At 72.7% G+C, this 9,892-nt stretch carries 8 protein-coding genes and 1 tRNA gene; 1 reads left to right on the top strand and 8 read right to left on the bottom strand.

Features of this window, described 5'->3' with window-relative positions:
- Positions 1-114: 114 nt before the first annotated feature.
- The 5 genes from B9S61_RS03845 to B9S61_RS03825 form a co-directional block, all read right to left on the bottom strand.
- A complete protein-coding gene (locus B9S61_RS03845; RefSeq protein ID WP_103540919.1) occupies positions 115-756 on the bottom strand; it encodes an IclR family transcriptional regulator in 642 nt (213 codons plus the stop codon).
- A 278-nt stretch (positions 757-1,034) separates the two neighbouring features.
- On the bottom strand, positions 1,035-2,876 hold the full coding sequence (locus B9S61_RS03840) for a DEAD/DEAH box helicase (protein WP_103540918.1): 1,842 nt from the start codon (positions 2,874-2,876) through the stop codon (positions 1,035-1,037).
- Positions 2,877-2,950: 74 nt separating this feature from the next.
- Positions 2,951-3,346, bottom strand: coding sequence for a type II toxin-antitoxin system death-on-curing family toxin (locus B9S61_RS03835; protein WP_103540917.1), 396 nt, complete (start codon positions 3,344-3,346; stop codon positions 2,951-2,953).
- Positions 3,343-3,543, bottom strand: a complete 201-nt coding sequence (locus B9S61_RS03830; RefSeq protein ID WP_103540916.1) for a ribbon-helix-helix protein, CopG family — start codon at positions 3,541-3,543, stop codon at positions 3,343-3,345. The genes B9S61_RS03835 and B9S61_RS03830 overlap by 4 nt, the downstream gene beginning before the upstream one ends.
- Positions 3,544-3,579: 36 nt before the next feature.
- Positions 3,580-5,040 (bottom strand): MFS transporter, encoded by a 1,461-nt coding sequence (locus tag B9S61_RS03825; RefSeq protein WP_103540915.1) that lies wholly within the window; start codon positions 5,038-5,040, stop codon positions 3,580-3,582.
- Positions 5,041-5,263: 223 nt separating this feature from the next.
- Between B9S61_RS03825 and B9S61_RS40630 the strand changes: the two genes are divergently transcribed.
- Positions 5,264-5,364, top strand: a tRNA-OTHER gene (locus B9S61_RS40630).
- 41 nt (positions 5,365-5,405) lie between these two features.
- Here the strand turns inward: B9S61_RS40630 and B9S61_RS03820 are convergent.
- The 3 genes from B9S61_RS03820 to B9S61_RS03810 form a co-directional block, all read right to left on the bottom strand.
- Complete coding sequence (locus tag B9S61_RS03820) at positions 5,406-6,587, bottom strand: SUKH-4 family immunity protein (RefSeq protein ID WP_103540914.1); 1,182 nt, start codon at positions 6,585-6,587, stop codon at positions 5,406-5,408.
- 290 nt (positions 6,588-6,877) lie between these two features.
- On the bottom strand, positions 6,878-9,184 hold the full coding sequence (locus B9S61_RS03815) for a xanthine dehydrogenase family protein molybdopterin-binding subunit (protein WP_103540913.1): 2,307 nt from the start codon (positions 9,182-9,184) through the stop codon (positions 6,878-6,880).
- Positions 9,181-9,892 (bottom strand): (2Fe-2S)-binding protein (locus B9S61_RS03810; RefSeq protein ID WP_103540912.1); only part of this gene is annotated, 712 nt, incomplete at its 5' end. The genes B9S61_RS03815 and B9S61_RS03810, both read right to left, overlap by 4 nt.

Below are 9,892 nucleotides of genomic sequence, written 5' to 3'. Positions count from 1 at the left end.
GCCGCGCCCACCCGTGCCGCCCTGCGGCACGACTGCCCGCGGCTGGGGTGGGTGGGGTGGTGGGGTGGTGGGGTGGTCGCGGCACGACTGCCCGCGGCTACGGTCGCTGGGGGGTCAGCGGAGGGCGTCTGCTACCTCGCGGGCCGCGTCCATCACGCGGGTGCCCACCCGCTCCGGTACGACATCCGCCAGCATGACCACACCGACACTGCCCTCGACCCCGGTCACCCCCAGCAGCGGCGCAGCCGCCCCGCAGGCGCCTGCCTCCAGCTCCCCGTGCGTCAGCGTGTACCCGGGTTCGTCGGACGCCTGCTGCCGGGCGGAGAGGATCGCCTTCCCCGCGGCCCCCCGTTCCAGGGGATGCCGGAACCCGGCCCGGTACGCCACGTGATAGTCCGTCCAGGACGGCTCGACCACCGCCACGGCCAACGCCTCCGCCCCGTCCACCAGCGTCAGATGCGCGGTCGCGCCGATGTCCTCCGCCAGCGACCGCAGCGCCGGCATCGCGGCTTCACGCACCAGCGGATGCACCTGCCGCCCGAGCCGCAGCACGCCGAGCCCGACCCGGGCACGTCCGCCCAGATCACGGCGTACGAGCGCGTGTTGCTCCAGCGTGGCGAGCAACCGGTACACGACGGTCCGGTTCACACCCAGTTTGTGGGACAGCTCCGTGACGGTCAGCCCGTGATCGGTGTCGGCGAGCAGCTTGAGGACACGTAGTCCCCTGTCGAGCGTCTGAGAGGTCTCCGCGGTCACGACGCCCACTCCTTAGTGGTGAGGTCGGCGGTCCCCCTCGCGGCAGATGCGTCACCGAGTCCCGTCGGTCACGCGCTTCAGAGGCCGCCGATCGGCCGGCGGCCCGGCAGTGTCCCGGGCACAGTCGCTTCACGGCTGCGCTCCGCGGCGGCGCTGCCACGGGGCGTGTGCGTAGCGGGGACAGTAGCGAGCCGGTTCGGTGAGCGGAAGTCTCCGTCCAGAATCCGGGCACTCTCAGCGGGAAGTGGTTCCGTTTGTCCTCATACGTACACCCGGTGTCATCGCATGCGCGTGGCCCACTCCTGCACCTTTTCGATCCGCTGGCTCAACTGTCCCGCGGTGGCCTCGGCGGAGGGCGGGCCGCCGCAGACCCGGCGCAGCTCGGTGTGGATCACGCCGTGCGGTTTGCCGCTCTGGTGGACGTACGCGCCGACCAGGTTGTTGAGCCGCTTGCGCAGCTCCATCATCTCCTTGTGGGAGACCACCGGGCGCCGCTCGGCGGGCATCTCGAGCAGGTCCGCGTCCTCGGCGGGCTTCTTGCGGCTGTGCGCGATCTGCCGGGCCTGCCGCTTCTGGAGCAGCAGTTGCACCTGGTCGGGTTCGAGGAGTCCCGGGATGCCGAGGTAGTCCTGCTCCTCCTCGCTGCCGGGGTGGGCCTGCATGCCGAACTCGGCGCCGTTGTACATCACCCGGTCGAAGACGGCGTCGGACTCCAGCGCCTCGAAGGGCAGCATGTCCTGCTCGCCGGTGTCCTCGTCCTGCTCCCGGTTCGCCTCCTCCATCTCCTTCTCGGATTCGGCGTACGGGTCCTCCTCGCCGTCCTTCTTGGGCTTGTCGAGGACATGGTCGCGTTCGCGCTCCATCTCGTTCGCGAAGCCGAGCAGGTCCGGGATGGTCGGCAGGAACACGGACGCGGTCTCGCCGCGCCGCCGGGACCGTACGAAACGGCCGACGGCCTGGGCGAAGAACAGCGGGGTGGAGATGGTGGTGGCGTACACGCCGACCGCGAGGCGCGGCACGTCGACGCCCTCGGACACCATGCGGACGGCGACCATCCAGCGGTCGGTGTTCCGGCTGAACGCGTCGATGTTCTTCGACGCCCCGGTGTCGTCGGACAGGACCACGGTGGCCTTGTCGCCGGTGATCTCGCGGATCAGCTTGGCGTAGGCCCGCGCGGAGTCCTGGTCGGCGGCGATGACGAGGGCGCCGGCGTCCGGGATGGCCTTCCTGACCTCGGTGAGCCGCTGGTCGGCGGCGCGCAGCACGGCCGGCATCCACTCGCCGCGCGGGTCGAGCGCGGTGCGCCAGGCCTGGCTGACGGCGTCCTTGGTCATGGGCTCGCCGAGGCGGGCGGCGATCTCGTCCCCGGCCTTGGTGCGCCAGCGCATGTTGCCGCTGTACGACATGAAGATCACGGGGCGGACCACGTTGTCGGCGAGGGCGGAGCCGTATCCGTAGGTGTAGTCGGCGGACGAGCGCCGGATCCCGTCGTCGCCCTCCTCGTACGCCACGAAGGGGATGGGGTTGGTGTCGGAGCGGAACGGCGTACCGGTCAGCGCGAGCCGCCGGGTGGCCGGTTCGAACGCCTCCAGACAGGCCTCGCCCCAGGACTTGGAGTCACCGGCGTGGTGGATCTCGTCGAGGATGACGAGGGTCTTGCGCTGCTCGACCCGGTTGCGGTGCAGCATGGGCCGTACGCCGACACCGGCGTACGTGATGGCGATCCCGTCGTAGTCCTTGCCGAGCGGGCCCGCACTGTACTCGGGGTCGAGCTTGATGCCTATCCGTGCGGCGGCCTCGGCCCACTGCTTCTTCAGGTGCTCGGTGGGCGCGACGACGGTCACCTGCTGCACGACGTGGTGGTGCAGCAGCCAGGAGGCGAGCGTCAGCGCGAAGGTCGTCTTGCCGGCGCCGGGGGTGGCCACCGCCAGGAAGTCACGGGGCTGGGCCTGGAGGTACTTGTCCATCGCCCTCTGCTGCCAGGCGCGCAGCCTCCCGGCGGTGCCCCAGGGGGCGCGGCCGGGGAAGGCCGGGGACAGGTGGTGCGAGTGGGACGCGGTGCCGGCGGTGGTAGTCACGATCTCCGTCGGGGGTAGCTCGGGTACGGCGCATCGGCGCATGACGACCGGGCCACCCTACCGATGGCCCGGTCGTGCCGACGCCGGTACGCGACCGGGACGCCCCGGGATGGGACTCAGGTCACATCGCCCTGATCGGCCAGACCCCTCAGCGCTTCGGAGATCGCTTTGACCTCGTCCAGACTGCCGGTCGCCACACCGGTGACCAGACGTTCTGCCGCGTCGATGTCGGGGCGCAGCTGCACCTCGTTCATCGCGAGGAAGACGACGCAGGACACCCATGCCGTGCGCTTGTTTCCGTCGACGAAAGGGTGATTGATGACCAGGGACTGCAGGAGCGCCGCTGCCTTGTCGAACAGGTCGGCGTATGCCTCCTGTCCGAACATGGAAGCCGAGGGGCGATGAACGGCCGACTCCAGCAGCCCCGCGTCACGCACGGCGATCTGCTGGTCGTCGACGGCGTCCTCGGCAATGGCCAGGACGTCCTCGGCCGTGAGGTAGACGCACGTCACTTCAGCCGCTCCAGCAGTTCGGCCCACTTGACGGTCTGCTCCTTTGCGGCCTTGCGCACCAGCTCCTGGTGCGCGGTCCGCACCAGATAGTCGTCCACCGCCCGCAGCAGTATCGCGTGCATGCTGACACCCTCCTCCTCAGCGCGCAGCTTGAGAGCTTCCGTCTGGTCGTCGCGAAGACGCAGGTTCATGGCCATACCAAAACGGTACCACCGCATGGCACCAAAGTGGTACTACTTGACGGCCCTCACCCGCGCAGCCACCCACACCCCCGCCAGTGCCACCGCCGCCATCGGCAGGAACACGGCGACGAAGGCGGCCGGGTGGGAGCCGGAGGCCTCCGTCGCCGCGCGGCTGACCGTGCCGCCGCCGAGGGCCGCGAAGGCCGCTCCCCCGGCCGCCAGGAGAAGCACGTTGGAGAGGCCGTCGGAGATCTGGAGGGCGGCGGAGTTGGTGCCGGCCTCCTTGGGGGCGGAGAGCTGGAGCAGCAGGACACTGGTGGAGGAGATCACCAGGCCCATGCCGAAGCAGCCGAAGGCCCAGGCGACCGCCGGTGTCCAGGCGGGGACGGCCTCGATCAGCACGGTCGGGGCCGCCGCGATGGCCGCCGCCACCAGGAGCATGCCGAGGGCCATCAGACGTTCCCGGTGTTGTTCGAGCCGGGGCCGGGACTGCACCCAGGAGCCCAGCGCCCAGGTACCGCCGCCCGCCGCGAGCGACAAACCGGCCAGGGTCGGGCTGAGACCCCGCTGGGTGACCAGCATCAGCGGGACGAAGGACTCCGCCGCGATGAAGGAGCCCGCGGCGACTCCGCGCAGCAGGACCACCGAGGGCAGGCCGCGGGCCGCCCGGTAGGTGCCGCGCGGGAGCAGGCCCAGCACCGCGGGGACGAGCAGGGCCACGCCCAGCGCGCCCGGAAGGAGTGAGATCCAGCGCAGGTCCTGTGCGGCGTACTGGAGGAGGCCGGCGCCGAAGGAGATCGCCAGGGCCAGCCGGATGCGGCGGCCGTCGGAGGAGGCCGGTGCGTCCGTGCCGTCGTCCACCGGGCCGGAGGCCAGGCGCCGTATCTGCGGCAGCGCGAGGGCCAGCGGGAAAACCACGAGGGCGGGTATGCCGAGGAACACCCAGCGCCAGCCGATGTGCTCCGTCACCGCGCCGGAGGCGAGCGGTCCGACGATCGACGGCACCACCCAGCTCGCCGCGAACGCCGCCATGATCGCCGGCCGCAGCCGCTCCGGGTAGGCCCGTCCGACGATGACGTACAGCGCGACGATCACCAGCCCGCCGCCGAGCCCCTGCACGGCCCGTCCCAGGATGAACAGCCACATCGCGCCCGCCGTCCCGGCGAGCAGCAGCCCGGCCGCGAAGGAGCCGATGCCCCAGGCCAGCGGGCCCAGCGGGCCGCGCCGGTCGGACCACTGGCCGGACAGCACCATGCCGAACAGACTGGTGGTGAAATATCCCGAGAACGCGAACGCGTACAGCGACACCCCGTTCAGCTCCCGCGCGGCGACCGGCATCGCCGTACCGACGGCCGTCGCCTCGAAGGCGATCAGCAGCACCACGGAGACGATCCCGATGCTCAGCGCACGGTAGGGGCGGCTCAGCACGGTGTCGTCGGGGGCGGCGAGGGCCGGGGGCGGGGCGTCGGCGGGCTCGGCGACATCGGTGTCGCGCGGGTTCGGGGCGGTCATGAACGCCAGAGTAAGGTCCGCCGCACGGTTTGACCCCTGTCGGGGGTCGTGATCGGCACCGGGACCTTGGTCGTAGGACCGCCGCCGCGCCCCGTTCGTGAACGGCGTGTGGCAGTCGCGTTGCGGCACCCGGCTTTTGCCCGAGCGCCGCCCGCGGACCGGCTTACGGTCGGTGCACCGGTTCGGAACGGCGAAGTACCGCAAGGCACTTCGCCCCCGGCACGGCCGTGTGCCGGAGTGGCCCAGGGACTCGCCTGCGCTGCATCCATCAGCGAGCTCCGCTCGCGGGGAGGTACGCGGGTTCGATTCCCGCCACGGCCTCCACCCAGGCGGGGTGCTCTCCGGAGCACCCCGCCCTCCTCGCGTCAGAGGACTCCGCCCGCCTCGTCCTGGAAGAGTTCCGTCCAGTAGTGCCAGTCCGCGTCGGCGGTGGTGCCCGTCGGGTCGATCGAGGACAGGACCTGGATCATGGTCAGCGCCAGCTGGTCGTAGGTGTCGCTGGTCAGGGCGTGGCCCGACGCCTCGTCGAGGGAGCGCTCGCGGTGGAGCAGCCAGAGGGTGAAGGCGAGCGTGGAGATGTCCGTGTTCAGCGGGCGGAGCACGGCGTCCGGTTCGCTCCGGCTGAGGACCGCGCCCGTGGTGCCGTCGACGAGCAGGCTGTGGTCGTCGACCAGGTAGCCGAGGCGTATCAGGTGCTCGGCGCGGGCGGAGGGAGGGGAGGCGGGGAGCTCGCCCCGGCAGTCCTCCGCGTAGTACTCCGCGAGGGTCCGCAGCGGCAGGTCCGTGTCCAGGGAGAAGAGGAAGCCGTCCTCCGGCAGGCCCGTCTCGCGCAGGAAACGGCGGGTCGGCTCGTGCGTGAGCGTCGCCGGGAAGTCGACCTCCTCGAAGCGGACCACTCCGCCCCGGCCGAACTCCTCGTCCAGCAGACGGAGGGGAAGGTCCAGGGCCAGCCCCGAGGCCGTGCCGGGTCCCGCCACCAGGGCCAGCGGCCTGATCAGCGCGGCCATCTGCCAGAACGGCGCCGGCTCGCCGTCCGCGCCCTCCTCGAAGACCGCCAGCAGCTGCCGGGAGGCCCCCGCGACCGCCTTGGTGCCGTACCGGCCCGCGTAGGAGGCGAACTGGCCGCGCAGTCCCGCCAGTTCGTCCGTCGCCGCGGCGAACCGCACCAGTGTCGGCAGGGACGGGGCGAGCGGGCGGCAGTCCATCAGGTCGGGGCGGTCGTGGAAGACGTACGTGGTGGAGACCTCGCCGGTCGCGCCGTCCAGCAGTACCGACTCCGTCTCCAGACCGGCCGGGCCCAGCAGCCCGCCGATGACCAGCTGGTCCCGCAGCTCGGCGGAGAGCCGCTCGCCGAGGGCGCCCGTCGAGTCGGCGACCGTGTGCGGGCCGCCGTGCCGGACCAGCTCCGCGGAGCTGAACAGGCCGCTGTCCGAGGGCAGTCCGGGACCGGTCAGCAGCCGGCGCGTGGACGCGTGCGTGATGAAGGGATCGAGGTCGGCGTCGGTCAGTGTGATGGCCGCTGAGACAACGGTGTCGGTCGTGCTCATGATTCCCCCGCGATACGTGTGCTCGGTCCCGGGTCCGCGAACGTCCCGCCCCGGGCAGGACGGCACAAGCCCTTCCGGACCCGGCAGCCGTCCCCCACTGATCGGAACACTACGCGCCACCACTGACAACGGCCCCGGACCGGGGCCTCGACGGCCCCGGCGCCCCCTCGTCCTCCAAGACGCGTCAGTAACCGCTTGCGTTGCCTCGCCGCGGGAAAACGCGGCGGAACCGGGGGAACCCGCGCCGGAAGCAGGCGTGTCCGGACCCTGGTCCGAGCCCGGACGGCCGCTCAGCCCCCGGTGACCACCGCGGCCTGCGGGCGTATCGGCAGCCGGTTCACCGGGCGGCCCGTGGCGGCCCGGACGGCGGACGCGATGGCCGCCGGCGACGTCACCACCGGCACCGCGCTGACCGCCTTCGCCCCGAACGGCGCGACCACGTCCCGCTCCTCGACCAGTTTCACGATCCGGATGTCCGGCGCGTCCAGGGCCGTGGGGAGGGCGTAGCCGGTGAGGTCGGGGTGGCGGACGAGACCGCGCGGGGTGCGCAGGTTCTCGGTGAGCGCCGCGCCCAGGCCCTGGGTCACGCCCGCCTCGATCCGGGCGGCCAGCTGCGCCGGGTTCAGCACCCGGCCCACGTCCTGGGCGACCGCCAGTTCGACGACCCGTACCGAGCCGATCTCGATGTCGACGTCGGCCACCGCGCGGACCGCGCAGAAGGCCATGCCGACGAAGGCGTCGCCCTGGCCGGACTCGTCCAGCGGTTCCGTCGGATGCGGGCGGCACTGGGCGGTCGCCCACAGCTCCTTGCCGTCCAGCGCCTCCGTGACGGTGGTGGACAGCACACCGTCGTACGAGGTGATCCTGCCGTCGGTGATCTGGAGAAGCTCGGCGGACATGCCGAACTTGTGTGCGAGCGGCTGGAGGAGCTGGGTGCGGACCATCTTCGCCGCGCGTTCCACCGCACCGCCCGACACCCAGGTGTGCCGGCCGCGGCAGCCCGGTCCGGCCGGAGGCTGGTCGGTGTCGACGGGCACCACGTGCACCTCGTCGACACCGAGGGTCTCCTGGACGATCTGCCGGGCCAGGGTGGCGAAGCCCTGGCCGGTCTCGACGGCCGCGCACAGCACGGTCGCCACACCGCCCTGGACCCGCACGGTGGCCGTGGACACCTCGTCGGCGCCCTCCGCGCCGAGCATGTGCACCATGCCGAGGCCGTAGCCGACGCCGCGGCGCACCGCGCCCGGTTCACCCGCGCCCTCGGGGCCGCCGGGCAGCAGCCACTCGTCCTCGGGGGTGTCCTTGGGCAGCGGCGGCAGCGGGAAGTCCCGTACCGCCTGGAGGAGCTCGGCGACCGGGGCTGGGCAGGTCACGGTCTGGCCGGTGGGCAGGAGGTCGCCGGTGGCCATGACGTTGCGCATGCGCAGTTCGGCCGGGTCGACACCGAGCTTCTTGGCCAGCTTGTCCATCTGCGCCTCGTAGGCGGCGCACACCTGGAGGGCGCCCTCGCCGCGCACATGGCCGGAGGGCGGGTTGTTGGTGCGTACGGCCCAGCCCTCGATGAAGGCGTTCGGGACGACGTAGGGGCCGCAGGCGAAGGAGACGGCGGCGGCCAGGGCGTCGGAGGAGGTGTCGGCGTAGGCGCCCGCGTCGAGCAGGATCTGCGCCTCGACCTTGACCAGCCGGCCCTCTGCGTCCGCGTGGTGGCGGTAACGCAGCAGGGTGGGGTGGCGGTGGGTGTGACCGAGGAAGGACTCCTCGCGCGTGGCGGTGAGCTTCACCGGGCAGCCGGTCTTCAGCGCGAGCAGGCCGAGGGGGAGCTGGAAGCTCTGGTCCTCACGGTCGGCGATCGCGCCGGGCACCCCGGTGACGACGATCTTCACCCGATCGGGTTCCAGACCGAACGCGGCGGCGGCGGTGTCCCGGTCGCCGTGCGGGTCGGTGGACGCCAGGTACAGCTCGACGCCGCCGTCCGGGCGGGGCACGGCGAGACCGGCCTCGGCCCCTATGGGGGCGGGGTCCTGGCGGCCGATGCGGTACAGGCCCTCGACGACGACGTCGCCGGCCGCGTCGGGGTCGCCGTGGCGCAGCGGGATGTGGCGGATCAGGTTGCCGTCGGGGTGCAGCGGCTCGGCCTCGAAGGCCTGTTCGGGGTCGATGACCGGGTCGAGCACCTCGTACTCGACGATGACGGCCGCGGCGGCCATCCGCGCGGTGTCGGGGTGGTCGGCGGCGACGGCGGCGAGGGGCTCGCCGTGGTGGCGGACGACCTCGGAGGCGAAGACCGGGCGGTCGGCCGTGCCGCGGCCGTGCACCGGGGCGCCGGGGATGTCCTCGTGGGTGACGACCGCGCGGACGCCGGGCATCTCCCGCGCGTGGCTGGTGTCGATGGACACGATCCGCGCGTGCGGGTGCGGGGAGCGCAGCACGGCCGCCCACAGCAGGCCCTCGGCCCACAGGTCGGCGGCGTACGGGAAGGTGCCCTCGGTCTTGGCGCGGGCGTCCGAGGCCGGGAGGGAGACGCCGAGCCCGTGCGGGACCGGTTCCGGCTCGGAGGCGGTCTCGGCGGCCTGCGCGGTGACTGTTTCGTTGCTCACGCCTGGCCTCCGTCCCGGCCGTGGGGCTGGTCGTGGGGTTGCTGCTCAAGGGGTCCGGGGCCGCCGAACGCCGAGGGGTTGACGCCCCCGGCGCCGGGGCCCGCCTGGTGCGGGATGCGGGGCGGGTCCGGCTCGTCGCCGGAGCCGGACCCGGACTCCGCGGACGTGGCGCGCTCCTCGCGTTCGGTGACGACCTCCTGGACGGCGTCCACCACGCCCCGGTAGCCGGAGCAGCGGCACAGGTTGCCGCACAGGGCCTGGCGCGTCTCCAGTTCGGTCGGCGCCGGGTTGCCCTCCAGGAGGTCGTGCACGGTCATCGCCATACCCGGTACGCAGAAGCCGCACTGCACGGCGCCGCACCGTGCGAGCGCCCGCTGCACGTCCGAGGGGCGGCCGTCCTGGGCCAGGCCCTCGACGGTACGGACCTCGCTGCCGGCCGCGGTGACGGCCGGGACCAGGCAGGACGCCACGAGCCGCCCGTCGACCTGCACGTTGCAGGCGCCGCACTCGCCCTGCGAGCAGCCGTCCTTGGCGCCGGCCAGGCCGAGCCGCTCACGCAGCACGTAGAGCAGCGACTCGCCGATCCACGCGTCGGTGACGGGCCGGTCGGTGCCGTTGACGCGGAGCACGTAGGAGGCGAGGGGGTGGTCGTCGTGGGGGGCGTCCAGAAGGGGCCGTTCGGCCGGTCCGGCAGCCGGTTCACCCGTC

It is taken from the genome of Streptomyces sp. SM1, assembly GCF_002910825.1.
GTDB classification, from domain to species: domain Bacteria; phylum Actinomycetota; class Actinomycetes; order Streptomycetales; family Streptomycetaceae; genus Streptomyces; species Streptomyces okerensis.
This window is presented reverse-complemented; position numbering and strand designations above follow the sequence as displayed.

Coding starts and splice junctions, on each gene's coding strand:
- B9S61_RS03840 (WP_103540918.1), bottom strand. CDS start 2,876: ATGCGCCGATGCGCCGTACCCGAGCTACCCCCGACGGAGATCGTGACT.
- B9S61_RS03830 (WP_103540916.1), bottom strand. CDS start 3,543: ATGGCCATGAACCTGCGTCTTCGCGACGACCAGACGGAAGCTCTCAAG.
- B9S61_RS03825 (WP_103540915.1), bottom strand. CDS start 5,040: ATGACCGCCCCGAACCCGCGCGACACCGATGTCGCCGAGCCCGCCGAC.
- B9S61_RS03820 (WP_103540914.1), bottom strand. CDS start 6,587: ATGAGCACGACCGACACCGTTGTCTCAGCGGCCATCACACTGACCGAC.